21 protein-coding genes are annotated in these 26,844 nt (G+C 65.2%); 11 read left to right on the top strand and 10 right to left on the bottom strand.

Going from position 1 to position 26,844, the window contains the following annotated elements; all coding sequences use genetic code 11:
• A partial coding sequence (gene fdhF, locus GPA21_RS04550; protein WP_168987030.1) for a formate dehydrogenase subunit alpha occupies positions 1–2,487 on the top strand: 2,487 nt, incomplete at its 5' end.
• An 11-nt stretch (positions 2,488–2,498) separates the two neighbouring features.
• Here fdhF and GPA21_RS04545 read toward each other — a convergent pair.
• From GPA21_RS04545 to GPA21_RS04535, 3 genes are read right to left on the bottom strand one after another with little or no spacing between them, the layout of a single operon-like run.
• The gene (locus GPA21_RS04545) at positions 2,499–3,476 is read right to left on the bottom strand and encodes a hypothetical protein (RefSeq protein WP_168987029.1); all 978 of its coding nucleotides are present in this window, start codon (positions 3,474–3,476) and stop codon (positions 2,499–2,501) included.
• Positions 3,473–5,605 (bottom strand): WD40 repeat domain-containing protein, encoded by a 2,133-nt coding sequence (locus tag GPA21_RS04540; protein WP_168987028.1) that lies wholly within the window; start codon positions 5,603–5,605, stop codon positions 3,473–3,475. The genes GPA21_RS04545 and GPA21_RS04540 overlap by 4 nt, the downstream gene beginning before the upstream one ends.
• Positions 5,602–6,495, bottom strand: a complete 894-nt coding sequence (locus GPA21_RS04535) for a hypothetical protein (protein WP_168987027.1) — start codon at positions 6,493–6,495, stop codon at positions 5,602–5,604. The genes GPA21_RS04540 and GPA21_RS04535 overlap by 4 nt, the downstream gene beginning before the upstream one ends.
• Before the next feature lie 255 nt (positions 6,496–6,750).
• On the opposite strand from GPA21_RS04535, the gene GPA21_RS04530 reads away from it, so the two are divergent.
• Positions 6,751–6,981, top strand: coding sequence for a hypothetical protein (locus tag GPA21_RS04530; RefSeq protein WP_168987026.1), 231 nt, complete (start codon positions 6,751–6,753; stop codon positions 6,979–6,981).
• Positions 6,982–7,043: 62 nt separating this feature from the next.
• Here GPA21_RS04530 and GPA21_RS04525 read toward each other — a convergent pair whose 3' ends face one another.
• The 3 genes from GPA21_RS04525 to GPA21_RS04515 all read right to left on the bottom strand — a co-directional run bounded on the left by GPA21_RS04525 (position 7,044) and on the right by GPA21_RS04515 (position 11,184).
• Positions 7,044–9,140, bottom strand: a complete 2,097-nt coding sequence (locus GPA21_RS04525; protein WP_168987025.1) for an ATP-dependent helicase — start codon at positions 9,138–9,140, stop codon at positions 7,044–7,046.
• An 80-nt stretch (positions 9,141–9,220) separates the two neighbouring features.
• Positions 9,221–10,162, bottom strand: a complete 942-nt coding sequence (locus tag GPA21_RS04520; RefSeq protein WP_168987024.1) for a sensor domain-containing diguanylate cyclase — start codon at positions 10,160–10,162, stop codon at positions 9,221–9,223.
• Between the two features lie 110 nt (positions 10,163–10,272).
• A complete protein-coding gene (locus tag GPA21_RS04515) occupies positions 10,273–11,184 on the bottom strand; it encodes a LysR family transcriptional regulator (protein ID WP_168987023.1) in 912 nt (303 codons plus the stop codon).
• Between the two features lie 106 nt (positions 11,185–11,290).
• Between GPA21_RS04515 and GPA21_RS04510 the strand changes: the two genes are divergently transcribed.
• The 4 genes from GPA21_RS04510 to GPA21_RS04495 are packed head-to-tail and all read left to right on the top strand — an operon-like array spanning position 11,291 to position 13,829.
• Positions 11,291–12,082, top strand: coding sequence for a DODA-type extradiol aromatic ring-opening family dioxygenase (locus tag GPA21_RS04510; RefSeq protein ID WP_168987022.1), 792 nt, complete (start codon positions 11,291–11,293; stop codon positions 12,080–12,082).
• A complete protein-coding gene (locus tag GPA21_RS04505) occupies positions 12,079–12,612 on the top strand; it encodes a cytochrome b (RefSeq protein WP_168987021.1) in 534 nt (177 codons plus the stop codon). The genes GPA21_RS04510 and GPA21_RS04505 overlap by 4 nt, the downstream gene beginning before the upstream one ends.
• A gap of 31 nt (positions 12,613–12,643) precedes the next feature.
• Positions 12,644–13,213, top strand: a complete 570-nt coding sequence (locus GPA21_RS04500; RefSeq protein WP_168987020.1) for a YceI family protein — start codon at positions 12,644–12,646, stop codon at positions 13,211–13,213.
• A 34-nt stretch (positions 13,214–13,247) separates the two neighbouring features.
• A complete protein-coding gene (locus GPA21_RS04495; RefSeq protein WP_168987019.1) occupies positions 13,248–13,829 on the top strand; it encodes a YceI family protein in 582 nt (193 codons plus the stop codon).
• Positions 13,830–13,888: 59 nt separating this feature from the next.
• Here GPA21_RS04495 and GPA21_RS04490 read toward each other — a convergent pair whose 3' ends face one another.
• Positions 13,889–16,807 (bottom strand): transporter substrate-binding domain-containing protein, encoded by a 2,919-nt coding sequence (locus GPA21_RS04490; protein WP_211163418.1) that lies wholly within the window; start codon positions 16,805–16,807, stop codon positions 13,889–13,891.
• A 141-nt stretch (positions 16,808–16,948) separates the two neighbouring features.
• Here GPA21_RS04490 and GPA21_RS04485 point away from each other — a divergent pair, with 141 nt between their 5' ends.
• A complete protein-coding gene (locus GPA21_RS04485) occupies positions 16,949–17,323 on the top strand; it encodes a hypothetical protein (protein WP_168987018.1) in 375 nt (124 codons plus the stop codon).
• Positions 17,324–17,346: 23 nt separating this feature from the next.
• Here GPA21_RS04485 and GPA21_RS04480 read toward each other — a convergent pair whose 3' ends face one another.
• Entirely contained in the window at positions 17,347–18,087 is a 741-nt protein-coding gene (locus GPA21_RS04480) for a DUF2189 domain-containing protein (protein WP_168987017.1), read from the bottom strand.
• 406 nt (positions 18,088–18,493) lie between these two features.
• Between GPA21_RS04480 and GPA21_RS04475 the strand changes: the two genes are divergently transcribed.
• From GPA21_RS04475 to GPA21_RS04460, 4 genes are all read left to right on the top strand, one after another.
• Entirely contained in the window at positions 18,494–19,282 is a 789-nt protein-coding gene (locus GPA21_RS04475) for an enoyl-CoA hydratase/isomerase family protein (RefSeq protein WP_168987016.1), read from the top strand.
• Between the two features lies 1 nt (position 19,283).
• Positions 19,284–21,458, top strand: a complete 2,175-nt coding sequence (locus tag GPA21_RS04470) for an acetate--CoA ligase family protein (RefSeq protein ID WP_168987015.1) — start codon at positions 19,284–19,286, stop codon at positions 21,456–21,458.
• A 29-nt stretch (positions 21,459–21,487) separates the two neighbouring features.
• Complete coding sequence (locus GPA21_RS04465) at positions 21,488–22,288, top strand: enoyl-CoA hydratase-related protein (protein ID WP_168987014.1); 801 nt, start codon at positions 21,488–21,490, stop codon at positions 22,286–22,288.
• 276 nt (positions 22,289–22,564) lie between these two features.
• A complete protein-coding gene (locus GPA21_RS04460) occupies positions 22,565–24,133 on the top strand; it encodes an AAA family ATPase (protein ID WP_168987013.1) in 1,569 nt (522 codons plus the stop codon).
• 25 nt (positions 24,134–24,158) lie between these two features.
• Here the strand turns inward: GPA21_RS04460 and GPA21_RS04455 are convergent, their stop codons facing one another.
• Complete coding sequence (locus GPA21_RS04455; protein ID WP_168987012.1) at positions 24,159–24,599, bottom strand: hypothetical protein; 441 nt, start codon at positions 24,597–24,599, stop codon at positions 24,159–24,161.
• 71 nt (positions 24,600–24,670) lie between these two features.
• Positions 24,671–26,833 (bottom strand): phage holin family protein, encoded by a 2,163-nt coding sequence (locus GPA21_RS04450; RefSeq protein ID WP_168987011.1) that lies wholly within the window; start codon positions 26,831–26,833, stop codon positions 24,671–24,673.
• Positions 26,834–26,844: the final 11 nt, after the last annotated feature.

Genomic DNA, 26,844 nt, shown 5'->3' with positions numbered 1-26,844 from the left:
GAGCTGCTGCGCGCCGACGTCCCGGCCGCCGCCGAAAAGCCGGACTCCGAACTCGCCCACTGGTGCGAACGCCTCGGGGTCGACCACAGCCGCTTCGCCGCCCGCGAACAACCCGCCGCCGATCACTCCCACCCCGGCATCGCCGTCGACCTCTCCGCCTGTATCCAGTGCACCCGCTGCGTGCGTGCCTGTCGCGAAGAACAGGTCAACGACGTCATCGGCTACGCCCATCGCGGCGGGCACTCCAGGATCGTGTTCGACTTCGACGACCCGATGGGCGACTCCAGCTGCGTCGGCTGCGGAGAATGCGTGCAGGCCTGCCCGACCGGTGCGCTCAGCCCCGCGCTTCCGAAGGTGGAACCCGCCGACCGCTCGGCCACCCCACGCTTCGTCCCGACCCGCCAGGTCGACTCCCTCTGCCCCTACTGCGGCGTCGGCTGCCAGGTCAGCTACCACGTCGCCGGCGAAGGCGCCGCGGCACGCATCGTCTTCGCCGAAGGTCGCGACCGCCCGGCCAACGCCGGCCGCCTGTGCGTAAAGGGCCGCTATGGTTTCAGCTATGCGCGCAACCGCGAACGCCTGACCGTGCCGCTGATCCGCCGCCCGGGCGTGCCCAAAACGCTGGACGTGGACCCGGCGAACCCGCTCAACGTCTTCCGCGAAGCCAGCTGGGACGAGGCGCTCGACTTCGCCGCCCGGGGGCTCGCTCGCATCCGCGACCAGGTCGGGCCGAAGGCGCTGGCCGGCTTCGGCTCTGCCAAGGGCAGCAACGAAGAGGCCTATCTGTTCCAGAAACTCGTGCGCACCGGCTTCCGCACCCATAACGTGGACCACTGCACGCGCTTGTGCCACGCCTCCTCGGTCGCCGCGCTGCTCGAGGGCATCGGCTCCGGCGCAGTCTCCAACCCGGTGCGCGATGTCGAGCATGCCGATCTGGTCATCATCATCGGCGCCAATCCCGCCGCCAATCACCCGGTCGCCGCGAGCTTCATCAAAAACGCCACCGAACGCGGCGCCCGCCTGGTGCTGATGGACCCGCGCCGCACCCCGCTCGCACGCCACGCCTGGCAGGTGCTGCAGTTCCGCCCGGATGCCGACGTCGCGCTGCTGCTTTCCATCGCCTGCACCATCATCGAGGAAGACCTCACCAACCCCGACTTCATCGCCCGCCGCACCGAAGGCTTCGACGACTTCCGCGAGGCCGCGCTGCGCTTCCCGCCGGAGCGCACTGCCTCGATCACCGGCATCGCCGCCGACACCGTGCGGGAGGTCGCCCGCGCCTATGCCGCCGGCCCCAACAGCATGATCTTCTGGGGCATGGGTGTGTCGCAGCACACCCACGGCACCGACAACGTGCGCTGCCTGATCGCGCTCGCGCTGATGACCGGCCAGATCGGCCGGCCCGGCACCGGCCTCCATCCGCTGCGCGGTCAGAACAACGTGCAGGGTGCCTCCGACGTCGGCCTGATCCCGATGATGCTGCCGGACTACCAGCGGGTCGCCGAGCCCGAAGTACGTGCCCGCTTCGAAGCCCTGTGGGGCACCGAGCTGCCCACCGAGCCCGGCCTCACCGTGGTCGAGATCATTGACGCCGCCTGCGAAGGCCGCATCCGCGGCATGTTCATCGAAGGCGAAAACCCGGCGATGTCCGACCCGGACCTCGCCCACGCCCGTGCCGGCCTTGCGAAGCTGGAACATCTGGTGGTGCAGGACATCTTCCTCACCGAAACCGCGATGCTCGCCGACGTGGTATTGCCGGCCTCGTCGATGTTCGAGAAGACCGGCAGCTTCACCAACACTGACCGCGCGGTGCAGCTCGCCCGCCCGGTGCTGCCGCTTCCCGGCGAGGCCCGGGAGGACTGCTGGATCATCCAGGAGATCGCACGGCGCATGGGGCTGGAGTGGAATTACGCCGGACCCCACGAGGTGTTCGCCGAGCTGGCCGCGGCGATGCCGAGCTACGCCGGCATCACCTGGGATGCGCTGGAACGCGCGGGTGCAGTGGTCGCACCCAAGGCCGCGGTCGATGCACCGTCCCAGCCGGTGCTGTTCGGGGAGTCATTCCCGACCGCGGACGGACGCGGACGATTCAAGGCGGTTGAACCTTCGTCGGCCGCCGAGCTGCCGGATGCAGAGTATCCGCTGGTACTCATCACCGGTCGGGTGCTCGAACACTGGCACACCGGCAGCATGACCCGCCGCGCAGCGGTGCTCGACGCCCTCGATCCGTCTCCCTGGTGCAGCCTGCATCCACAAGACCTCGCGCACCTGGGAATGACGAGTGGCGACACCGCGACGCTGGAAACCCGGCGCGGCGCGATCCGGCTCGAAGTGCGCGCCGACGAAGGCGTGCAGCCAGGCTCGGTATTCATGGCCTTCTGCTACGTCGAAGCCGCCGCCAACCTGCTGACCCAGCCGGCCCTGGACCCCTTCGGCAAGATCCCGGAGTTCAAGTACTGCGCGACTAGGATCCGGCCGGTGGCATGAATGTCGAGCTGCTAGCCCCGGGAACTCCTTTCGATGACCGGGGCAGTCAGGGGACCGAATTCCAGTTTGACGACCCCGCCCTCACACTCGCCGCGAGCGGTGGCGGTGAACCGCCATTCTCTGGATGGGGGGCGGTAGATCGGACCGGTCCTGACCTCGACGAGTTCGTTCCTCTGGCTCAGGCTCAACGGACACCTCTCAATCACACGCGCGGTAAAGGGTACGTCTGCGGGAACCCGAATGTACTTGTCCGGTGAAGACCCCTGGTCGAAGGCGCCGTAGACGATCACGCGCGTTGGCAACCGGTCGTCCTGCGCACGCTCGACACTCGAGCAGTCCTGACTGGGTGGAAACACCACGGTGCGGCCCACACCGGCCTGGCGCAGGGGTAGACCCAGCCAGTCCGGACCAAACTGAAAGACGGTCTCGAAGGGCTCGCGATACTGAAGCTCAGGCGCGACTGCGCTGTAACTCGCCTCCATGGCAATCGTGCGGCCCGCCGTACTGTCGGCCGGGATGCTGACGTCCACGTACGCCCCATCCCGCGATCCGGGCACCACCCAAAGCTCGGCGGATCGCACCGGCGTGCCCAGATCGACCAGCCGTTCCGCGGCAACCGATGCGGGAACATCGAGCGCGCCGGACGCCATCAACCAGTCCGGCGGATCATCGCAGTCAATCGGCGGATACAGATCGACCGCAACCCGCATCAGGCTCATGAGCGGTTCCGGCTCGCGGGTGGAGTCGATGACAGCCCCGACCACCAGAGGTGGCTGGAGGCGCTTGTTCGCGCTCGATGCAGGGTGGTTGGGCCATCGCTGGTGATGCCGGGGTTCGGTCGTGCGACGATGCTCCAATGGGTCGGCAAGGATGAAACCGGTCTCCTTCGACTCGAGCAGCCTGTCCCCACAGGCACTCAGCGCAACAGCCGTCAGGCACGCCACAGCCAACGCGATGGCACGACGTACGGCGCAGTCTGGGAGTCTCATCGCTTCTCCAGCATGATCCATGAACGGTTTCGTGCAGGGTCGGCAGAGCCCACCTCCAGCACCAGGTTGCGGACGAGGTCATGGCCGCGCGAGGCACACAGCCGCTTGATCTCGCGGGCAAACTCGTCGGCCGAGCACACGGTGTTCCGGCACCAGCCCCCATCGAAGAGGATGTCTCCTTCGCGGAACGGAATCGACGGGTCGCTCGAGACGATCTCACCCTGACCGACGATGCGGATTCCTTCGAAACGCTCGTCCACGATGAAGGGCTCGCCCTGGATCGGCCGCTGGATGCGCTCGAAAGCCCTGCACAGATCGGGAGCGGATGCGCGCTCCCGCGAAGGGTCGCGTCTCATCCACGCTTCGATCGGATCCGGCTCGTCCTCCACGATGAAGATGTCGAATCGCATCGGCGCATCGACGTCGCGCGTCCGGTTTGCTGCCCCCGCCTCGCGTGTCGCAGCCGCGTCCTCTGCGAGGCACGCCTCCGGCTCCAGACGGCAAAGCGCAGGATGCCACACACCCGCACTCCGACTGCGGGCGAGCAGATAGTCGGCAAGCGTCAGTTCGGGCGCCGCGCCCGGAATCAATGCCGGGACGGAATAGGACTGGACCCGGACCGGTGGCGACGAGGTGAAGCCGGGCTCCGGAGTGAAGATCACGAGGTGCCGGGCGAAGTGACTTAAACGCAGCAGACCACCGGCTGACTGGCCATCGTCGCGCGGAATGCCTGGCCTGAATTCGTGGAGTGCCGCGGGGTCGGTCGCATCCGGCCGGGCCGGCGAGAGCTCGCGCGGGGGGAAGGTGCTCGCATCCAGGATGATGGGTCGCCGGTTGTAGCTGTCCCATGCGACCAGCAGCTTGCCGTCGTTGCTTGCGATATAGCGCGAGTGAATGTCGACCTGAATCGGCTCGAGCAGCGCATCGCTCGGCACGAAGGCACGTCGGGCGCGATCCCGCGCGCTCTCCGGCGATTGACTGCATTCGCTGAGCTCACGGCTGTTGTTTGCGGTGCAGGCCGAAGGCGAGTGACGCCGTGCCACCCAGGCCTTCGGGGACCAAGTCCCGCCCCTTGGATCGAACGGCAGGGCGAGAAGACGCAGCGAGGTTTCGTTCGCCCCCAGCAGCCCTGCGCCGAAGGCCACCCAATTGAAGGGATTGCCCAGGCTCCGGCCCGAGTCCTGCAGTTTTACCGGCTGAAGCTCTCCGGCGGCTCCAAGCTCGACCAAGTGGAAATTGTATGCCGGCACCTGCCGTGTCGCGTCTCCGATGAAGGCCAGCCAGCGATCATCGGCCGAAATGACGATGTTCTCGCCCCGATACATGTTCCAGGTGTCGCCGTTCCCGAGCAGTCTCAGCCGCCTGCCTTCTGGTATCGCGATGCGGTGGAGTTGCTGCTGCTCGTGATCCCACAGCATCACGTAATCGTTGTCCAGCGAAAACACCGCGAAACGGGTCGAATTCGTCTGGTGCGCGACAACGCGTCTGGCTTCGGGAAATCGTGCCTTGAACACCATCTGGTTCTGACCGGTGTCCCACACCTGGAACTCGGTGACGGACACCGACTTGTCTTCGGCCAGTACGGCCAGATGATCGCCGTCCTCGCCCAGCAGTGCGAAACCGTAGGCATCGCTCAGCGCAAGGACAAGCTCGCCGCTGGCCAAGCGCCAGACATAGCTGTGCATGCGCCGGCTCGATGCATCGCGACCCATCACGCGGTTGTGCGCAACCGTCTGCCCGCTGGGCGCAACCACGGTCCGGACCGCGGTCCGGTTGGTCGGGTAGAAACGCAGGCGATCGGAGGGGCGCAGATTCAGGTCATCGGGGAGGCGGGGGCTCATCGGCAGCACCTTGAGCATGCTGCCCTCCCGCGGATCGAGGACGACAAGATCCTGGAACCTGAAGCCATACGCGTCCGTGCCGGCTTCCATGATGATGAAGTCCTGCCGGGGCATCGAAAAGCCATCCGCTTCGGTCGCATGGGACAACGGGAGCAGAGCGAAGACGAGTAACGCCACAGCCAGTCGACGGATGCTCGGCCACCGCGCAGTGAAGAGGATTCCAGCCTTCTCCATCAGGCCGCGGCTCGGACCGGCCACCACGAGCGGTTTGGCAACCTTGTGCGTCATGCGAAGAATGTCCTCAACCAACGACCTCGACGGAGCAACTCGACGATGCGGAACGGCATGAAGCCGATCACGATGATGCTGAGCAAGGTAAGCAACCCGGCACCCCGCCAGAGGATGTAGCCATTGATCGCCCAGAACAGCCACTCGAGCGAAGGCCCCCAGAGGATCTGGATGACGATGCCCGCGATCATCCCGATCACAAGGACGCGGGCGACGAACATGAGCTTGTCGGTAACCCTTGGCAAGCCGATGCGTATGACCAGCAATACGCTCACCGCGAAAACGAGGACGAAGGGCAGCAGGGCGAGCAGGTAGGCGAAGACCTCGATCAGCGCAATGCTTACGAACGACTCGATGGTTTGCCTGAAGGTGACCGACCATCGCTCCCAGTGGTGGTCGGCGAGCCAGGCGGGCGCGCTGGCGTTGAAATCGGCCACCCAGGTCGCGGGCATCACGCTGGCAATCAACAGGCCCCAGAACATGCAGTTCAGGCACAGAATGAGAAACAGCAGGGCGGCACGCCCCTTGAAGCCCGGACGACTCCCGTCCGGGCGCTCGTTCCAGCCATCCATTCGGACCCGCCAGTACGCGTGGGCGGCCGTAGTCAGCGCACCCAGCGCGAGCGCCCACTTGGCCTGTGTCACGAGCAGAAACAACAAGGCGAACGGTGATACGAAGGCGATGATCAGGCCGACCAGAATCTCGAGCGAGCGCCACGCCTTGCGCAGCCCCCTGCCGACTGCCGAGACAGGGTCGCCTCCCAAGCTCGATGATTGCAGCAAACCGCTCGAGCCTGCGCCAATCCGAGTCTTACCGCGATCATCGGCTCCGGTCGGCGGAACCCAGGCTTTGCCGACCGCAGCCTGCACCTTGGTGGGCTGGTTGCTCACGGCATGCTGCTGAATGGACGGCGGTTCCGACATGCAACAGACCTCGTCAAAAGTGAGAGCAGGCCCGAAGCGGTGCGCGCCCATATCGCTGCAATTCACGCACACATCTGTCGGTCTGGGAGCGCCTTCGATCCGCAGACTTTGACGTCGCAGACAATGACGCACGGGTTCCCTTCAGAATCAACATGACATGAAAACCGGCGGATTATAATCAAGCTCTCGACGAGCAAGCGTCACTTTATGTTGGAGATGTCGATGCAGGATCCCAATCACCCCGATGAGGAACCGCAAGCCGGTATCGCGAGCATCTTCAAGTTCCTCGCTGGCGCCATCGTCATCGTGCTCGCCCTGCTTGCCATCCTGCTCATCACGGATGTCATCGACGGAGGCCGTTTCGTGCGACTGGCCGGCACCACCATCGCCGTCGGCGCGGTTCTCGCTGTCGCGAGTGCACTGGTTTCAATGCTCGGCAGACGCGAGCGTTAGAAGCGGCCAGGAAAGCGTGACATCAGACGGGGTGCATTCCTGTGCTCACGCAATTTTCCGGCTCAGTCCCACATGCCGCGCATCTTGGCGGCCAGATCGATCGCCGCCTGGCGCGACTCGGGGGTGCCACGGAGTTCGGGCGGTGGCTCCGGCCACGATAGCTGCTCGAAACAGGGCAGCAGACGGTTGGGAATGAAGCGACTGCGGCCGGCATAGACATGGCGGTCGCCCAGTCCCTGCTGCTGGGTGACGTAGAAGCGCTGCGGCACGACGAGGTCGAGCGAGTCGCGTGCGCGGGTCATCGCGACGTAGAGCAGCCGGCGCTCCTCGTCTATCTCCGCCTCGGCGCCGGTCGCCATGTCTGACGGGATGCAACCATCCACCGCGTTGAGCACCGTCACAGCACGCCATTCCTGACCCTTGGCCGAATGCATCGTGGACAGGATCAGGTAGTCCTCGTCGCGCAGCGGGATGCCGGCTTCATCGCTGGTTGCGTTGGGCGGATCCAGCGTGAGTTCGGTGAGAAACGCGCGCCGGCCGGGGTAGGTGGCCGCGATGCGCTGCAACTGCTCGATGTCACCCTGGCGCACTGTGGCATCCTCGTAAAGGCGGGGCATCTGCGCCAGATACCAGGTGCATGCCGCTTCGAACGCCGCCGGCCAGGGCGCCTGCGCCGCGCTCAGCGTCTCGGCCAGGACCGCAAACTCGCGCCAGGCCTCGCGTGCCGCTTCGGGCACCGGTTGCTCGGCGAGCAGGGCACAGCCGTCATGTGCCGCGCAGACGTTGTCGAGCACCTTGGCCGCGGTCTTCGGGCCGATGCCGGCAAGAAGCTGCAGCACGCGAAACCCCGACACCCGGTCGCGCGGATTCTCCAGCCAGCGCAGCAGCGCCAGCACATCCTTGACATGGGCTGCTTCGAGAAACTTCAGACCGCCGAACTTCACGAACGGGATGTTGCGCCGGGTCAGCTCCATCTCGAGGCGTGCGCTGTGGCTCGCGGCACGGAACAGCACCGCCTGCTGACGCAGCGGCATGCCCTGCTCGCGCCGGGCCAGTACCTCGGCGACGATGAAGCCCACCTGATCGGCATCGTCCCGCACCGATACCAGGCGCGGACGACCGCCGTCCTCACGCGCGGTCCACAGGTTCTTGGCGAAACCTTCGCCGGCCATCGCAATGACTGCATTCGCGGCTTCGAGGATGGGACGGGTCGAGCGGTAGTTGCGGTTGAGCACGATGCGCTCGGCAGGCGGGTCGAACTGGGCCGGAAAGTCGAGGATGTTGCGCACCGTCGCACCGCGAAAGGCGTAGATCGACTGGGCGTCGTCGCCGACTACCGCGAGGCCGCGGCCATCCGGTTTCATCGCGAGCAGAATTGCGGCCTGCAGCGGGTTGGTGTCCTGGTACTCGTCGACCAGGATATGGTCGAACAGCCCGCCGAGTTCGGCCGCCAGCGCCGGGTCCGCGACCATATGCGCCCAGTAGAGCAGCAGGTCGTCGTAGTCGAGCACCTGCTGCGTCTGCTTGGCCTCGACATAGGCTCGGAAAAGGCGCTTGAGTTCATCTTCCCACTCGAGGCACCACGGAAAGCTCGCCCGCAACACCTCATGGAGCGGTTTTCGTGCGTTCACCGCGGCCGAGTAGATCGCCAGGCAGGTGTTCTTCAGCGGAAAGCGCCGCTCTCGCGCGGACAACCCGGCCTCGTGACGCGCCAGATTCATCAGGTCGGCCGAGTCCTCGCGGTCGTGGATGGTGAAGCCGGCATCCAGCCCGATGCGCCCGGCGAAATCGCGCAGCAACCGGGCGCCCACCGCATGAAAAGTGCCGGACCAGGGCAGTTGCACCTGGGCGAGCCAGGCATGATCCGCCGCCGCGCGGGCGAGGATACGACGCACCCGACGCCCCATCTCGTCGGCAGCACGCCGCGAGAAGGTGAGCAACAGGATGCGCGATGGATCGGTGCCGTGGATGACGAGATTGGCGACACGATGGGCGAGGGTGCCGGTCTTGCCGGTGCCGGCGCCTGCAATCACCAGCAGCGGCCCACTGGGCGGCGCACCGCCCTCACCAATGCAGTGACAAACCGCAGCGCGCTGCTCGGGGTTGAGCTCGTCGAGCCAGTGGCGGGAATCGCTGGGGGTTCGGGTGGCGGTGGTCATGACTGTAATTATATCCAGTCTCCACGCCACCGACTCGCATCGCGATCACCGGCCGGATGGCAGCGTCCGGCCGGGCTGTCTCAGCCCTCGCGCGCCACCTGATCACGCCCGCCCTGCTTGGCGCGATAGAGTTGCCGGTCCGCCGATTCGACGAAATCCTCGAGCCTGTCGTCCGCACTCGGGGTCACGGTGGCGGTCCCCATGCTGACGGTCAGCAACTGGCCGACCGGCGACGCCCCGTGCTGAATCTGTTCCTTGAACACCAGCTTGCGGCAACGCTCGGCGACGACCGCCGCGGCCTCGGCGTCGGTTTCGGGCAACACCATGACGAACTCCTCGCCACCGTAACGGGCGAAGAAATCCCGCGAACGACTGGCGCCGCCGGCCAGCAATCGGGCCACCTTCTTCAGGCACTCGTCACCCTGCAAATGGCCGTGGAGGTCGTTGTACTGCTTGAAGTAGTCGATGTCGAACATGATGATCGACAGTGGCTGGGAATGTCGTCGGGCGTTGGACCACTCGACCTGCATCACCGAGTCAAACATGCGACGGTTGGCGACCCCGGTGAGACCATCCTTGAAGGACAGTTCCTCGAGTTCCTTCTGCAGCTTCGCGAGCTTCTCCTCGGTCTTCTTGCGTTCGCTTATGTCGAACATGAAGCCGACCAAGGCTTCGACCTCGCCTGAGGCGTCGCGCATCACATGCACCACATCACGAATCCACACATAGTCGCCGTCACTGGTCAGGGCACGGTAGTCGGCCTCGTGATCGACACCCGACTTCGACTGGGACACACAGAAATCGACCACCCGCTGATGATCATCGGGATGCATCCGGGTCGCCCAGTCCTCGACGCTCTGCCAGCTGTCCTGCGTCCAGCCGAGCAACTGCTCGATCTGGGGCCCGATGTAGGCGAACTTCATCGTCTTCCAGTCGATCTTCCACGGAATCGCCTTGGTGGATTCCAGCAGCGTCTTGTAGACCGCCGGATCCTTTTCCATCGAGTGGTTCATCTCGGTCATCGCGCCCTCGTCGGTTCAAGTGTGCCAGCCGCTTCGCAGCGCCTATGGTTACACGAGTCGGGGGATTTCTGCATGTGACGCATTTCGCAAGCACACCGGCTTGCATCGGCTCACCGCGGATGCGGCTCGTCGCCCACCCCGGGCGCAAGCCGTGTCGCCAGGTAATCCATGAGCACCCGCACGCGATGCGGCACGTGCCGGTTGCTCGGCAGCACCGCATACACACCCATGTCGGGCGCGATGAAATCCTCGAGCAGAAGCTGGACCCGGCCATCAGCAATGTAGTCGTCGGCGATGAAATCCGGCTGCATGGTGACACCCAGGCCGGCAACGGCCGCGGCCATCAGCGCATCGCCGTTGTTGGCCGCAATGCGGCAGCGGACGTGGACCTGTTCGGGGCGATCGTCCACCCGGAAATGCCATGACTGGGTTTCACCCCGCGCCGCATAGCCAAGGCATTCGTGCTGGGCGAGCTCGCGCGGTGTCGCCGGCACCCCGTGCGAGTCGAGATAGGACGGCGCGGCGACCACGCGAAGGCGGCTGGCGGCAAGACGACGCACGATGTCACCGGGTTCCAGACGCGAGGTCACTCGGACCGACAGATCGAAGCCTTCCTCGATCAAATTCACCCGGCGGTCGGTGTAGTCCAGTTCCAATCCGACTTCGGGATGTTCGCGACTGAAATCGACCAGCAGGGGCGTCAGCCTGCGCAGCCCGAAACTCAGCGGCACGCTCGCGCGAATGCGTCCTCGCGGCCGGCTCTGATCGTGTGCGACATCGGCTTCGGCGACATCGACCAGGTTGAGGATCACCCGACAACGCTCCAGATAGGCAGCGCCCTCGGAGGTCAGCGACAGCTGCCGGGTGCTGCGGGCAATCAGCTTGACGCCAAGATGCGTCTCGAGGGCAGCGATCCGCCGGGTCACCACCGAGCGGGCCACGCCGAGCTGTTGCGCCACGGCGGCGAAGCTGCCCACCTCGGCGACCCGGACGAAGAGTTGCATCGCATCCAGTCTGTCCATTGTTGCTCCTATTGCAACATAGCATTCTTGATTGTGCGGTATTTCCGCAATTAAGTCAGCGATAGACTGCGAACCATCGCATCACATCTTCACGGACCGATCAGACATGCGCCCACAATCCACGCTCTTTCTTCCGCACGGTGCGCCGACCTTTGCGCTCCAGCCCGGCGCGGCCGGTGCGGCGATCACGGGTATCGCAGATCGTCTGCCCGCACCCCGGGCGGTAGTCATCGCCAGCGCCCATTGGGACACCCCGAGCCCGCGCGTCGGTTTCTCCGTGCGCCCGGACACCATCCACGATTTCTATGGTTTTCCCGAGGCCTTGTATCGCCTGCGCTACCCCGCGAGCGGATGTCCGGAAGTCGCCCGCGAAGTCCTCGCGGCGCTCGATGCAGCCGGCCTCGACGCCACGGCCGATCCGGATCGCGGACTCGACCACGGCGCGTGGGTGCCGCTGATGATGCTCTATCCGGATGCCGACGTCGCCGTCGTGCCGGTGTCGATCCAGTCGGCCGCGGGAACACGCGGTGCCTGGGAACTCGGAAGGGCGCTCGCGCCGCTCACCGAACGCGGCATCCTCGTCGTCGGTTCGGGAAACATCACGCACAACCTGATGGATTACCGCACTGCGGTCTCGGGTGCGCCGGACTATGTGCGCGGTTTCGCCGACTGGTTCGCGGCACGCCTCGAAGAGGGCGACCTCGAGGCCTTGCTCGACTACCGCCGTCGGGCACCGGACGCGGAACGCGCCCACCCGACCGAAGAGCATCTGCTGCCGATCTTCGTCGCACTCGGTGCCGCCGGTGATGCGCCGCTGGCGGAACGTTTTCATGCCGGCATCCAGGACCGGGTGCTCGCCATGGATGCCTACCGTTTCGCACCGGGGAGCCTGGCATGAGCACGAGCTATACCCGCACCGCGAAAGCCCTGCACTGGGTGATCGCACTCGCGATACCACCGCTGATGGCGCTCGGTCTATACATGGAAGGCCTGCCGTTCTCGCCCGAGAAGCTGCAGTACTACTCGTGGCACAAGTGGGCCGGTGTGAGCGTGTTCATGCTCGTGCTGCTACGCCTGGTGTGGCGTTTCACCTACCGGCCACCGCCGTTGCCGCCGCACATGTCGAGCCTCGAACGCTTCGCCGCGCACGCCGGTCACACGCTGTTGTACGCGCTGTTGCTCGCGGTTCCACTCAGCGGCTGGTTGATGAGCTCGGCCAAGGGCGTACCCACGGTGTGGTTCGGCGTGCTGCCGCTGCCCGACCTGGTCGCCCGCGACGAAGGGCTCGGCGATCTGCTGCAAGCCACGCACAAGTACCTGAACTGGCTGTTCGCAGCGCTCATCGTCGGCCACACCGCGGCGGCACTGAAACACCACTTCATCGACCGGGACGACATCCTCACCCGCATGCTGCCAGGCAAACGCTGAGCGTGTGCCTCGAGACCCCACGGAGAAAACCATGAATACCTTGTTGAAACCCCTGAGCCTGGCCCTTGCCATCAGCGTCTTCGCGCCGACGCTGGCGCTGGCCGAAAACTACGACCGCATCCTCGCCGATGACAGCGCCATCGCCTTCACCTACAGTCAGATGGGTGTCGACCTGCAGGGCAGCTTTGGCAGCTTCGATGGCTCGCTGGCTTTCGATCCTCAACAGCCGGAAGCCGCCAGCGCGACCATCGAGGTCGCACTGGAGAGCATTTCCACCGGACTGGCCGAGGCCGACGTCGAAGCCGCGAAACCGACCTGGTTCAACATCGAAAGCTTCCCGGTCGCCCGTTTCGAGTCACAGGCTGTGCGCGTGCTCGACGATGGTCGCTACGAAGTCACCGGTACGCTGAGCATCAAGGGTCACGTCGAACAAGTCGTGTTCCCGGCGAGCTTCAGTGCCACCGACGGCGTCGGCCGCTTCGAAGGCGACCTCACCATCCGCCGCGGCGACTTTTCGATAGGCGAAGGCTCCTGGTCGCGCTTCAACATCCTCGCCAACGAGGTGACGGTGCGTTTCAGCATCGCCGCGGCATCCAACTAACCCCCACCACCCAACCCAAGCAAGGAGAGAAACCATGAACCGTCTTACCAGACTCGCTGCCACCCTCGCCCTCGGCGCCGGCCTCGCGCTGCCCGCCTTCGCCGCGCCGGAAACCTACGTGATCGACGACAGCCACACCTTCCCGCGCTTCTCGTACAGCCACTTCGGTCTGTCCACCCAGCAGAGCAAGTTCGACCGCGCCAGCGGCACAGTCACCATCGACCGCGAGGCACGCACCGGCGAAGTGGAGATCGTCATCGACATGACGTCGGTCAACACCGGCTATGCCGATTTCAATGACCACATCCAGGGCGAGGATTTCCTCAACACGGCAGTGCATCCGACCGCCACCTTCAAGTCCACCCAGGTGGTCTTCGACGGCGACACCCCGACCGCGATCGAGGGCGAGCTGACCATCAAGGGCATCACCCGCCCGGTCACCCTCGAGATCACCCGCTTCACCGCGATGCCGCACCCGATGCTGCAGCGTGACGCGATCGGCGCCGACGCGACGACCACCATCCTGCGTTCGGATTTCGAAGCCGGCATGTTCGCGCCGGCGGTCAGTGACGAAGTCCGCATCGACATCGCGGTCGAGGCGATCAAGGCTGAATAAGCCGGTCTCGCCTGCGGGCGGCCGAAGCGTCAAACGCCGCCCGCTGCCATGCAACCGGATCAGTCCATTGTCACCGCGACGATCCGGTTGCGGCCCGCCCGCTTGGCTTCGTACAAGGCCTTGTCGGCGCGAGCAATGAACTCACCCGCGGTCTTGTCGGCCTGGGCGATGCCGTAGGCCAGACCGACGCTGACCGTCATCGCCGAAACCGGCAGTGCACCGGTACCGGGCAGTGCCTCGACTGCCTCGCGTATCCGCGCGAAGCGTTGCTGCAACTCGCCAGCATCGTCCCAGGTGCCGAACATCACGAACTCCTCGCCGCCAAAACGGGCCAGGCGATCCGTTTCCCGACGCCCGTGAGTCTGCAGGCATAGCGCGAGCGCGCGCAGGCACGCGTCGCCGGCCTCGTGACCGTAGGTGTCGTTGACCGACTTGAAGTGGTCGATGTCGATCATCGCGACCGCGAAGCCCAGGCCATGCCGCTGACACCAGCGGTACATGCGCTCATATTCCTGATCGAAGAACTTGCGGTTGCCGATGCCGGTCAAGGCATCGGTGACGCTGACCGCAGCGAGTCGTTCGTTGGCCTCGGCAAGCTGCCGGTTGAGCTGTCCAAGCTTGCGGTTCCACGCGAACAGCAGCGCGAAAGCGAGCACCGCGGCGGCCAGGCCGCGCCACAGCCAGGTGTAGTCGACCGACGGTTCGGCCAGACGGAGCGCGCGCCACCGCGCGTCGATTTCGCGCCGCTCGTCGTCACCGATGCTGTCGATGAACGCACTGGCGATCTCGAGCAACAGGGGCTCGTCCTTGCGGGTTGCGATCGACAGCGTCCAGTCGCCGGGCACCCGCGCGATGACCTTGAGGTCGGCCAGACCAAGCTCCTGCATGTAGTGACTGGCTGTCGCCAGCGTACTCACGAAGGCGTGAATCTCGCCCCGCCGAAGCGCGCGCAGGCCTTCGACCTCGGTCGCAACGTCGACGAAATTGACCCGGGGGTGTCGATCGGCGAGCAACTCGGCGAACGCGTAGCCGCGCACCACGCCCACCCGACGCTCGTCGAACTCCGCCAGCCCGTCGACGAAGGGCGTCTCAATCCGCCCCAGCAGCACGTTGGGCACGATGTAGTAAGGCGTCGTGAAATCGAGCACCTTGCGCCGCTCCGGCGTACTCATCGCCATCGGCAACATATCGCATCGCCCCGCCAGAATGGCCTCAACGCTCTCGCTCCAGCTGACGGTCCGTACCACCTCGAATTCGACCGCAAACCGTCGGGCGAAGTGTTCGAGATAATCCGCCGACACCCCCACATGCCTTCCGTTCGCGTCGAAACCTTCGATCGGCATCCACTCCGGGTCAATGCACACTCGAAGGGTCTCGCCACGGCTGCTGAGAAATGCGCGCGCCTCGGCGCCGAGTGACACCCGACCATCGGATGATGCCGGGGGCGAGGCCGAGGCGCCCATCCAGCGGTTTTCGATCGTCCGTCGCTCAGTCGGCGAGACGCCTTCCAGTGCCGCGTTCATGATCGCCACCAGGGGCTCCAGCGCCGGTCGAACGCCGAAACGCAGATCTTCGCCCGCACTGCCGTCGTGCGAAAACTCCCCGGCGATCCGCACGTCTGCGAGCCGAAGCTCCCTGACCCAGTGGTTGCCGTTGGGCAGGGCGGCGAGCACCACATCCACACTGCCTTCGGCCAGCGCCTCGAACATCGCGCGCTGAGAAGAGAAACCAAGCACCGCATCGCCAAAGCGCTGGCGCACCCAGGGTTCGTAGTAGATCCCCGAACCAATTGCGATGCGCAGGCCGGCAAGACTGTCGGAATCAAGGTACTCGAGCGCCGGATCGCGTGTGAATACGACATTCGGAATCAGATAGTAGGGTTCGGTGAAACGGGTGTATTCCAGCCGTTCCTCGTTCGCCGACATGTTGGCAACGATATCGATCTCGCCACGGCGAAACATCTCCATCAGCACCGGCCAGCGGTCGGTCACCGTGATCACCTGGAGCCCGGTGAGATCCTGGATGCGACTGAGTACATCAACCGACAGCCCCTGCAGACTGCCACCATCGACAAAGCTGAAAGGTGCATAGTCGCGCATGAGCCCGACCCGCACCGGGCCCAGCCTGCGCACATAGGCCGCCGACTGGTCGCCCAGCCGGAAGCCGCCGGCCTGACGCAAGGGTGCACGACCGCCGAACTCCTGCCATCGCATCAGCATGTCGCGCATGTCCGCCTCGGGCAGGGCGCTGACCGCCGCATCGAGCCGGGAATGCAGATCCGGCCGGTCCGCAAGCACCGCAATTCGGAAATCCTCGAGTTCGTAGCGATCCAGCGCGAAGCGACCGGCGATCGCCAGATGATTGAATCCCGCCTGCTGCGCGAGAAACGCGAGCGTCACCTCGGGGCCGATCACCGCATCGACCCAACCGAAGGCCAGCGCCCGGATCAGGGTGTGAAGGCTGTCGTACTCGATGACGCTCTGACCACGGGAGACAAGCTCGTCCTTGTAGAAGATGTCGCGCACCACGCCGACGCGATACGGATGAAGACCCTCGAGGCCATCAAGCACTGGCAGGGGCCGATTGCCGTCGTGCATGATCACCGTACGGCGATAGTGATAAGGCTCGGTGAACAGCATGCGCTGCGCGCGGTCCTCCCGGTACGAGATCTCGTCGATCGCATCGAGCTCGCCGTCCAGGAAGGCACGGTAGATCTCCGGCCAATTTCCGATGCGGTAACTGAAGCGAATGTTTGCGAGCTCCGCCACCCGCTCGAGCACATCGATCGAGAAGCCGGCGAGCTGACCAGTCTCGTCGATCCAGGAATAGGGTTCGTTCTCGGCGACCACGCCAATGGTCACCACCGGGCGATCGATCTCCCCATCCGTGGCCGACGCCGGCAGCGAAACGGCGGACATTACGATCAGGACCGCCAGCCAGTGGAGCAATCCAAGCGACAGGTGACGGAGTTGCAGCATCGTGTTCGAAAGTCAGCCAGAATGCGATGGTCAGAACGCCCGGCCAGGAATATGGCCAGGTTCCGAGCTCATGTTAAGCAAATCATTATGCAATCCTACGGGACTATTTCACCATCGACGAATACTTCAGCGGAGAACGTGATGGATTCCCGGTACCCGGCAGACCGGCGCAGGCGCTTTGGTTCGCTCCTGGGGACTCTGGTCATTTTGCTGACACTCAATGGCTGCGGCCAGGGCGACAAGCCTCTGGAGATCAGTCTCGCCGAACTGGTCGAACGGCCGGCGGCCTACGACGGCCGCGTGATCCGGACTCGGGGAACGGTGCGCGGTTTCGATGACCCACGTCATTACTGGCTGGAAGACGCCAACCTGAACCGGGTCGGGCTCACGCCGGAAGACCGCATCGCGCCCCACCTCGGCCGCCAGATCACGGTGTTGGGCCAGTTCAGCTACACACGAGACCGCGGTCGCCGCCTCCGCGTCGGCACGATCGAGGATTACGACGGCCGGCGCTAGCAACCTGTCGGCCCGACCAACTGCTAGCCGGGAAAGACCTCGCGGTAGAGGGCTTCGCCGGCAAAGGCCAGCACCGGCAGAATGACGGTCAGTACCGGCGGCAGCACGATCGCAACGATGACCGCCGCGCCAAGCACCAGAGCCCAGACCAGGCTCGCGACCGGACTGCCGAATACCGCCTTGACGCTGGCAGCGACACCGGCGACGAGCGCGGCCCGCCTTTCGACCAGCAAGGGCACCGAATACGCGCTGATGCAGAACACGATCAGCGCGAAAACCGAGCCCATGAACCAGGCACCCAGCTGAAAGCGGAGCAGTTCTTCGCTGACCGGCAGCATCATTCGCCAGCCCGCGCCGGTGTCTCCCACCATGAAGCTGTACAGGATGCCGGCATCAGTCAGCCAGATGATGTAGAGCAGCACGCACACTGCGGAAAGACCAACCAAGCCACGAGGTACCTGCCGATAGCCGTGGATGACGTCACCCCAACCGGGTTTGCGTCCGGCACGCACCGCAGCCGAAAGCGACAGGAAACCGGCCAGCACAACCGGGCCGACGAGCAGGAAGCCGCCGGCGAGCGACCATGCGAGGGGCGCGAGACCGATCCTCGCCACCCCCCAAAGCAGCATCACGCCGATGACCGCGAAGATGGCTGCATAGGCCATCGAGACGCCTGTACAGGCCCGAAAGATTTGCCAACCTGCGGCCAGCGCGCGCGGCACCGACGCTGCGGAAATGGATCTGGGCCGCAATTCGGATTGCATGGGCGTGCTCCTCGCACATTGTGGGGAGCTTCATCGTGACCGAACCATCGACATGCATCCATGATCCAGGTCAGGAAAATACAACAGTCTGACGAAAAACCGTTTTTGCCCAAATGCGACTTGACCGATTCGACTTGCTCCCGGCGGATCATAGGGGCAGGATGAAGGGCATGCCTTCGCGGTACCCAGCTCCACCTCCGGTCGTCGAGCACCTTCACTGCCTGCATCCTCTGCACGGCTGGGGCCGACAGTGGATGCCCGAAGCACACTCCGAAATGGCGACAGACGGCTTCTCCCTCAACGCCGCACCCCCCGCTCCCCCCTTGCGGCCGGTCTGACGGCCTGTCGTCGCTGCGTCTCCCATTCCCTCCAGCAGACGGAAAACCACACCAATGAGTACATACCAATGAGTACATACCAAACCATCATCTATGCACAATCGGACGGCATTGCCGAGATCCGACTCAACCGCCCGGAACGTCTCAACGCGGTCACCGCCAAACTGTACGAGGAATTCAACACCGCGCTGTCGGTGGCCGAGGCCGATAACGACGCGCGCGTCGTGCTGATCACCGGCGAAGGCCGCGCCTTCTGCGTCGGGGCCGACCTGAAGGAACACAAGGCCGGCACCCGTACCGCCTTCGATCGCCGGCAGTACCTGCAGGGCGAGCAGATCGTATGCAAACGCCTGCTGCACCTCAAGAAGCCGGTCGTGGCGGCGGTGAATGGCTACGCGCTGGGCGCCGGCGCCGAGATCGCGCTGGCCTCCGACTTCATCCTGATGGCCGAGAGTGCGCAGATTGGCCTGCCCGAGATCAGCATCGGCAACTTTCTCGGTGGCGGGGTAACCTGGCTGCTGCCACGCCTGGTCGGACTGGCCAAGGCACGCGAACTGGTATTCCTGGGCGAGCGCATCAAGGGCGCCGAGGCCGAGCGCATCGGGCTCGCCAACCGCGTGCTGGCGGACGAAGGTTTCCTCGATGCCGCGCGCGCCTTCGCTGCCCGGCTCGCAACCAAGGCACCATTCTCGATGCAACTCGCCAAGGAACAGCTCAACCTGTCGGCCGAGCGCACGCTGGATGCCTGCCTCACCGCTGAACTCGAAGGCATGACCTTCGTCGGTACCACCCGCGACTGGCAGGAAGGCGTCGATGCCTTCGCCGAGAAGCGCAGCCCGGTCTTCAAGGGAGAATGACATGCAAGCCACCCCACAGAGCCTCGAACGCAAGAGCCCGTTGCACGATTTCCTCGCCCCGAATTCGATCGCCATCGTCGGCGCATCGAGCGATCCGACCAAACGCGGCTACAAGGCCATGGTCGGCCTGATCAAGGACGGCTTCAAGGGCGCGATCTACCCGATCAACCCCAAGGCCGACATGATCCTCGGCGCGCGAGCCTACCCGTCACTCGAGGCAATTCCTTACGGGGTCGACCTCGCGCTGATCTGTACCCCGGCGAACACGGTGCCGGGCCTGATCGAGCTGTGCGGCAAGAAGGGCATCAAGGGCGCAGTGATTCTCGCCAGCGGCTTCAAGGAAATCGGCGGCGAGGGGGTCAAGCTCGAACAGCAGGTCCTGGACGCCGCCCGCGCTGGCAACGTGCGCATCATCGGCCCCAACACCTCGGGCATGTTCAACCTGCACCAGAAGGTCAACCTGCTGGCGCTGGCCAACGTCAAGCCGGGCAACATCGGCTTCATCTCTCAGTCGGGCAACATGTTGCTCTCGCTGGTGCTCGAGGCCGAGCATAACGGCCATGTCGGCTTCTCGACCTACGTCGGTCCAGGCAACCAGACCGACATCGGCTTCAACGACTATCTGCGCTATCTCGGCGAGGAGCCTAACACCAAGGTCGCGACGCTCTACGTGGAAGGCTTTCGCGACGGCCAGCGCTTCCTGAACGTCGCACGCGAGGTCACCGCAAGGAAGCCGGTGGTGGTGTATAAGTCCGGCTCGACCGAGCAGGGCAAGAAGGCCGCGAGCTCGCACACCGGGGCACTGGCCGGCAGCTATGGCATGACGGTGGACCTGTTGCGCCAGGTCGGCGTCAGCGTGGTGCAGGATTCCGACGAGATCCTGCCGGTGGCCGAAGGTCTGGGCCTGATGCAGTTCGCTCGCGGCAAGCGCATCGCAGTGATCTCGGACGGCGGCGGTCAGGCCACGATCGCCTCCGACCGCCTGTCCGAGGCTGGCCTCGAGATCCCCGAGCTGAGCGCCGCAACCCAGGCGAAGCTGCGCGAGGTCCTGTTCCCGCAGGCTTCGGTAGTGAACCCGGTGGATGTGGCCGGCAGTACCGACGCCAACCCGGCACTGCTCGCCGACTGCATGGCGATCGCCGCCGGAGATCCCAACATCGACGCGGTGTTCCTGGTCGGCATGTTCGGCGGCTACAGCATCCGCTTCGCGGAAGACCTGCTCGGCGGCGAAATGCGCGGCGCCGAAGCGATGATCGAACTCGCCAAGCACACCGAGAAGCCACTTGTGGTCTACAGCCTGTATGCCCCGGTCAAACCCCCGGCACTGCGCCGCCTGCACGAGGAAGGCGTACCGGTCTATCCTTCGATCGAGCACGCTGTGCGCGCACTTGCGGCACTCGGCGAGCGTGGCATCTATCTTGCCGGACTCGATGCGCAGGCAACCGGTCCGGCGATCGAGGAGGATGCGGAAATGCAGGCCATGTTCGGCCGCGCCCAGAACGAAGGTCGCGATCTGTTCGAGTACGAAGCGAAGTCCCTGCTCCGGACCCACGGCGTAGACGTGGCGCCGGAGGCCATCGTCAGCAATCCGGCCGAACTCGGTGAAGTCGCCGCGCGCATGGGCGACCGGCCGTTGGTCATGAAAGTCGTGTCCAAGGACATCCTGCACAAGTCCGATGCCGGTGGCGTGAAGTTGAATCTGCAGGGCGAGGCGGCGCTGCGCGAGGCTTTCGACCAGATCATGACGAGCTGCAGAGCCTACGATCCGAACGCCGACATCCGCGGCGTGCTGGTCACCCCAATGGCCAGGAAGGGCACCGAGATCATCATCGGCGTCGTGCGCGACCCGATCTTCGGCCCGGTGCTGATGTTCGGACTCGGTGGCATTTTCGTCGAGATCCTGGAGGACGTCGCCTTCCGTTCGATCCCGGTCAGCCGCGAGGATGCACGTTCGATGATCGACCAGATCAAGGGCCGCAAGATTCTCGAAGGCGTACGCGGCGAACCGCCGGTGGACAAGGAAGCGCTGGTCGACCTGCTGCTCAAGGTCTCGGGCATCGTGTCGGCCTATCCGCAACTCTCCGAGCTCGACCTCAATCCGGTCATCGCCTATCCGGACGGCTATGCCGTGGTGGATGCCCGCATCATCACCAACCGCAGCGTCGCAAGCAACTGAGCCTGCACCGGCCCGAAGGAGAACGACCCATGACTCTTCCCCAGACCACCGACTCACGCCTGAGCCTCGACGGCCGCGTCGCCACCCTCACGCTCGACCGCGACGACGTGCGCAACGCGCTTACCGGCACCGCGCTGATCGACGACATCGTCAACGTCGCCGAGTGGATCAACCGCTGCGACGACGTTTCGGTGTTGGTCGTCACCGGCGCCGGCGCCGCGTTCTCGGCTGGCGGCAACATCAAGGACATGGCCAACCGCGGCGGCGACTTCGCCGGTGATGTGGCCGAGGTCGCCACGCGCTACCGCCGTGGCATCCAGCGCATCCCGCTGGCGCTGCAGGCGGTCGAGGTGCCGATCATCGCCGCAGTCAACGGCCCGGCCATCGGCGCGGGCTTCGATCTGGCCAACATGGCGGACATCCGCATCGCCTCCACCCGAGCGAAGTTCGGCGAGACCTTCCTCAACCTCGGCATCATTCCCGGCGACGGCGGCGCCTGGTTCATGCAGCGCCTGATCGGCTACCAGCAGGCCTTCGAACTGACCCTGTCCGGACGCATCGTCGGCGCCGACGAAGCGAAGCAACTCGGCATCGTGCTCGACGTGGTCGAACCCGACGATCTGATGAATCGCGCCCACCAGCTCGCCACCCGCTTCGCCGCCCAGCCTCCCAAGGCGCTGCGCCTGACCAAGCGCCTGATGAAGATGGCCCAGCGCATGGAGTTGAAGGACTTCCTCGACCTGTGCGCCGCCTTCCAGGGCATGTGCCACAACGAGGCCGAGCATCTTGAGGCGGTCAACCGCATGCTGGAGCAGACGACACGGGGCTGAAGTGCCCGTAAGCCGCGGTTCGCCAGTGGGGGTAGCCATTCGGCTCCAGCTGCCACTCGTGCTGCCGCTGTAAGCCTCGCTTCGCTGCGATCCCTGAACTCGCCCTGACGGGCTCTAACAGCAGGGATCTCGGGCGCTACGCTCGGCAACAGCGGCATGCACTCGGGCAGAGTCGCCTCACGGCTACCCCCACTGGCGAACCGCTCGACCTTGGCGTCTGCCTTCACGGAAATTCAGGGATAATCCGCTGACGATTCACTCACCGGTCATGACCCGATGAACGACCTGCGCGACCTCACCGCCCTGATCCGCTCCCGCACGCCCGTCATCGTCATCGAGACGATGGAAGAAACCCGCGCAATGCGCTTGCTGGAAACGCTCGCAGCCGAGCGCAACCTACCACTTTATCGCTGGTCGGCAGCAGCCGGTCTGGTTTCCCTCGGGAGTCAACCGGACGTGCGCTACGGCAGCCCGCGCGATCCGGGCAGAGGGCCAAGAAGTCTCGAGCTGGTCGATGACGAAGGCCCGGGTACGCCTGTACCGGAGTCAGGCGGAGAAATCCCCGACACCCGGGCCTTGCCGTCGGCGCTCAAGTACATCGACCAGCGCGGCCGGCGCGGCATCTACGTGCTGCTCGACGTCCACCCCTATCTCGAAGACCCGGTGGTGGTGCGCGGGCTGCGCGAGATCGCGCTCGATCACGCGATCGACGACCGCACGCTGGTGCTGATCTCGCCGCGGATGCAACTCCCACCCAAGCTCGGCAGACACGCCGCACACCTGAGCCTGTCCCTGCCGGACGAAGCCCGCATCCGCGAACTGCTCGAAGAGGAGTTCGCGCTGTTCGAACGCTCGCGCGGACGGCCTCGACGCAACCCGAAGCTTGAAGACGCGATGGTGCGCTACGCGAGCGGCCTGTGCGAGGAAGACGTGCGCCAGCTTCTGCGCCAGGCGATTCGCAACGACGGCACGCTGACGCCGGAAGACCTGCAACGAGCGGTGCGCTACAAGGAACAGTCGCTGCCAGGCCTGAGCCTCGAGGCACCGCTGGACGGGGTCGACGCCATCGGCGGCTTGCTCCGCCTGCGGCGCTGGCTCGCGCAGCGCCGGCCGATTTTCCTCGGCGAGGTGGACCGCCCCGGCCTGCCCGCACCAAAGGGTGTGCTGATCATGGGTGTGCAGGGCACCGGCAAGAGTCTCACCGCCAAGGCCACCGCTGCCTCCTGGGGTTTGCCGCTGCTCAAGCTCGACATGGGCGCGCTGTACGACAAATACCAGGGCGAGACCGAGCGCAAGCTGCGCGAGGCCTTGTCGGCTGCCGAGGCGATGCAGCCGGTGGTGATGTGGATCGACGAGATCGAAAAGGCCATGTCCGGCGGCTCGTCCGACCAGGACGGTGGCGTGTCCCGCCGGGTGCTTGGAACGCTGCTGACCTGGATGGCCGAGCGGCGCGCGCGCATATTCATCGTCGCCACCGCCAACGACGTCCAGGCCTTGCCGCCGGAACTGATCCGCAAAGGGCGCTTCGATGAGCTATTCTTCGTGGACCTCCCCGATGCACCGGCACGCGAGACCATCTTCCGCATCCACCTCGGTCGCCACAAGCTGGCGCTGGCAGGTTTCGATCTGCAATCACTCGCTCTGGAGAGCGAGGGCATGTCCGGCGCGGAGATCGAGCAGGCGGTGGTGTCGACCCTCTACGAAGCCCTGCCTGAAGGCCGGGATCCGGACATGGCAATGCTGCTCGCCGAAATCCAGCGCACCCGGCCGCTGTCGGTCGTCATGGCCGAGAAGATCGACCAGCTTCGGGCCTGGGCGCACGAGCGCTGCGTGATGGCGGATTGAAGCAGGAAGTCGGTAATCCCGCGCCTCAACCCGCCATGCGCAATTCCGCGAATGCGACCAGGAACCACACCAGGCTGCCGTACTGGCTGACGCGAATCGGCTGAATCTTGAACGTTTTCACGAAATGATCCTTGGGCAGCAACTGCGCGCCCACCATCAGTGCCGCGATGATACTGGCGAGCGAAAATCCCGCGCTGGCGGTGACCAGATACTGGATGACGTGAAAGACGATCAGCGCGATCTTGATTGCCAGAGGTGGCATCGACGATTCTCCGGGCGGTTTCGGCGGGCTGAAGTTTGACATATTTGTGCCCTGCCGCGCGTTCATGGAGAACTGGCCCGACCAAGCCATCGTGCACCAGACGGTGCGTTTTGCTGCGATTACCCCGGTAGCGGCAAGGTTCTGGTTCAGTCGTTCGCGGCCACCCAAGCGCTTGCGGCCAAGGACCGCGAGCGGTTCAGGCAACGTGTTGGTCAGCCTTCAGCCACTTCCTCCGCCTTCTGGGCTTTCGGTTCGGCTTCGACCGCCGGTGCGCCTCACTGGGTGAAGAAACGGTCGAAGAATCCGTTCTGCCAGGCGACGATTGCCGCGATCACGACCACGGCGAACAGCAGCCAGCCACGCCACGGTGTGCGCTTTTCGGCGTAGGGGTCGGCAAGCGAACGTTCGGCGCCGGCGGGCAGTTCGGCCACACCGGTCAGCGCCGCACCGAACGGAATGTTGATCCGCGCCCGGGTATTGACCGCCCAGCCGTTGGCGTCGAGCAGGGGGCCGAGATTGCGCTGGCGAAGCTTGAACCACGCGAGCAGCATCGACGGACCCGAGATCAGCAGCATGATGCCGGCCAGGACCAGCGGCATCTGCCAGCCCGGCAGCGACAGAAAACCGGCGACGATCGCGGCCAGGGCGGTGCCCAACGCACCCAGCGCGAGGCCGATGGCGGCGAAGATACCGGCGAACTTGGCGATGTCGAAGGCCTGAGGCGCCGCCGAAGCAGGCGCCTCGGCTCTCGCGCCGGCCTCCGCGACACCTGCCGCAGCCTGGTCTTCGACCGCCTTGTCACGCGAGGCGGCAAACTTCTGGATCTGCTCGCCGATCATGCGCCCAATACGTTTGTAGGGCGACCAGAAAGCCTGACGCACACTGATCGGGTTCTCTACCACCTTGATGACGCTGGCGTTCCAGTCCCTACACTGACGATCGTAAAAAACGCCGTTGCGGCCTGGCACCATCATCTCGTCGGCGTCGCCGCCGGTCATCGCGGCAACGATCGTCATTGGCGCCTCGCCCTGACGGACGCACTGGCAATAGACGAGATATGTGCCGGACAGCGGCGAAAGGGCGGCATGGCGGTCCATGTCCGCGACCCGCAGACACAGTTCGCAACTGCGTTGGTCGAGATACAGCGTGCCGGCCTGGAAGATCGCCTTGCGCTCGCCGCAGTAGAAGTCGGACAGGGAGACAAAGTTGCGCAGCAGGCGGACCAGGTCGCGCTGGTAACGCACGAGCCGCTCCACCGCCTCGACCTGCGTGGCGGCAGTCTCGGCGGCGAGGTCCTCGGCGATCAATGCCTCGATGGCCTGCCGGGTATCGTCGGCAAGCATCGTCCGCAGTTCCGCAGGCGGTAGCGAGGCGATCGGTGTGTCGGGCTGTTCTGCGATCCACGCCCGATAGCGGCTGAAACGTTCGGCGAGGGTGCGCCAGTCGGCCTCTGCGAGGCTCGCGCGCTCGCCGAGCAGTGGCGTGACGACCAGCGCCCTCAGCCGCGCAATGCGCTCCGCCCAGGCCGGGTTGAGTCCGGCCTCCAGCGGCAGCGGGCGGTCCTTGGCGACCAGGGCCAGGGGCAAGGCCGCGATGGCTTCGGCGGTCGGCTCGAGCGTGGCGACCGCGAGATCCAGGTAAGCCGCCTCCGCCGGGTTCAGCGCGCTTCCGGCGCGCTCGTCGAAACAGGCCAGCCGGCAACGGGTGAAGTAGTCTTCGATCTTGGCACGTACGGCCTCGAAGGCAGCAGCAGCGGTCGCGGTGTCGTCGCTCAGCGGCAACACCATGCCGGGCTCGGCCTCGGCCTGGGCAAGCCAATCGGATAGCGCCTGCGCCCGCTCGAAGAAGTTCTGCAAAGTCTCGGCATCGACACCGGGCTTGCCGCTGCGGTCTTCCTTGCCACCCAGGCACTCGACGATGCGGGAGATCGCAGTGGCGATCCGTTCGTCGCCGGCCAGTTCGGCAGGCACGATGCCGTCGCCATTGAAATGGTCGGGCGCAAACAGGCGGGTGGTATCGGAGACATCGTCGATGCCGATCGCATCGGCATCCGGCTTGTCGACATAGGCCAGGATTCCTCGTGCGCTGGCCAGCAGACGCGCACCTTCATCGTTGCCCTCGTCCAGCGCCGCCAGCGGCAACACATCCGAGCCGGAGAACAACACGCCTGGATCACACAACACGGTGCAGACCCAATCTACCGCGGCGACGATCTCCGGCGCACGAATGCGGCCATCGCCGTCGGCATCGAGCAACTGCAGAGTCCGGGTGTCGAACTCGAGGCCATTGGTCGGGCAGGCGAGCACCGACCACAGCTTCTGGTCGAGCTCTGCTAGATGCCGCAGATCGTCCGCTGTCTCGATCCTCACCTGGTCGAACCCACCCGACCGGAAAAAGCGCCACCTGTAGGATCCGCTTGCCTGTCCGCCTGCACTCATCTCTTATTCTC

The sequence above is a fragment of the Azoarcus taiwanensis genome, from assembly GCF_012910885.1.
GTDB lineage: Bacteria > Pseudomonadota > Gammaproteobacteria > Burkholderiales > Rhodocyclaceae > Azoarcus_F > Azoarcus_F taiwanensis.
This window is presented reverse-complemented; position numbering and strand designations above follow the sequence as displayed.

Excerpts from the sequence above, each read along its gene's own strand:
- GPA21_RS04505 (WP_168987021.1), top strand. The coding sequence starts at position 12,079 with ATGAGCACGAGCTATACCCGCACCGCGAAAGCCCTGCACTGGGTGATC.
- GPA21_RS04500 (WP_168987020.1), top strand. The coding sequence starts at position 12,644 with ATGAATACCTTGTTGAAACCCCTGAGCCTGGCCCTTGCCATCAGCGTC.
- GPA21_RS04470 (WP_168987015.1), top strand. The coding sequence starts at position 19,284 with ATGCAAGCCACCCCACAGAGCCTCGAACGCAAGAGCCCGTTGCACGAT.
- GPA21_RS04460 (WP_168987013.1), top strand. The coding sequence starts at position 22,565 with ATGAACGACCTGCGCGACCTCACCGCCCTGATCCGCTCCCGCACGCCC.
- GPA21_RS04515 (WP_168987023.1), bottom strand. The coding sequence starts at position 11,184 with ATGGACAGACTGGATGCGATGCAACTCTTCGTCCGGGTCGCCGAGGTG.
- GPA21_RS04450 (WP_168987011.1), bottom strand. The coding sequence starts at position 26,833 with ATGAGTGCAGGCGGACAGGCAAGCGGATCCTACAGGTGGCGCTTTTTC.
- GPA21_RS04485 (WP_168987018.1), top strand. The coding sequence starts at position 16,949 with ATGGATTCCCGGTACCCGGCAGACCGGCGCAGGCGCTTTGGTTCGCTC.
- GPA21_RS04495 (WP_168987019.1), top strand. The coding sequence starts at position 13,248 with ATGAACCGTCTTACCAGACTCGCTGCCACCCTCGCCCTCGGCGCCGGC.
- GPA21_RS04465 (WP_168987014.1), top strand. The coding sequence starts at position 21,488 with ATGACTCTTCCCCAGACCACCGACTCACGCCTGAGCCTCGACGGCCGC.
- GPA21_RS04480 (WP_168987017.1), bottom strand. The coding sequence starts at position 18,087 with ATGCAATCCGAATTGCGGCCCAGATCCATTTCCGCAGCGTCGGTGCCG.
- GPA21_RS04510 (WP_168987022.1), top strand. The coding sequence starts at position 11,291 with ATGCGCCCACAATCCACGCTCTTTCTTCCGCACGGTGCGCCGACCTTT.
- GPA21_RS04520 (WP_168987024.1), bottom strand. The coding sequence starts at position 10,162 with ATGACCGAGATGAACCACTCGATGGAAAAGGATCCGGCGGTCTACAAG.
- GPA21_RS04545 (WP_168987029.1), bottom strand. The coding sequence starts at position 3,476 with ATGAGACTCCCAGACTGCGCCGTACGTCGTGCCATCGCGTTGGCTGTG.
- GPA21_RS04540 (WP_168987028.1), bottom strand. The coding sequence starts at position 5,605 with ATGACGCACAAGGTTGCCAAACCGCTCGTGGTGGCCGGTCCGAGCCGC.
- GPA21_RS04490 (WP_211163418.1), bottom strand. The coding sequence starts at position 16,807 with ATGCTGCAACTCCGTCACCTGTCGCTTGGATTGCTCCACTGGCTGGCG.
- GPA21_RS04530 (WP_168987026.1), top strand. The coding sequence starts at position 6,751 with ATGCAGGATCCCAATCACCCCGATGAGGAACCGCAAGCCGGTATCGCG.
- GPA21_RS04525 (WP_168987025.1), bottom strand. The coding sequence starts at position 9,140 with ATGACCACCGCCACCCGAACCCCCAGCGATTCCCGCCACTGGCTCGAC.
- GPA21_RS04475 (WP_168987016.1), top strand. The coding sequence starts at position 18,494 with ATGAGTACATACCAAACCATCATCTATGCACAATCGGACGGCATTGCC.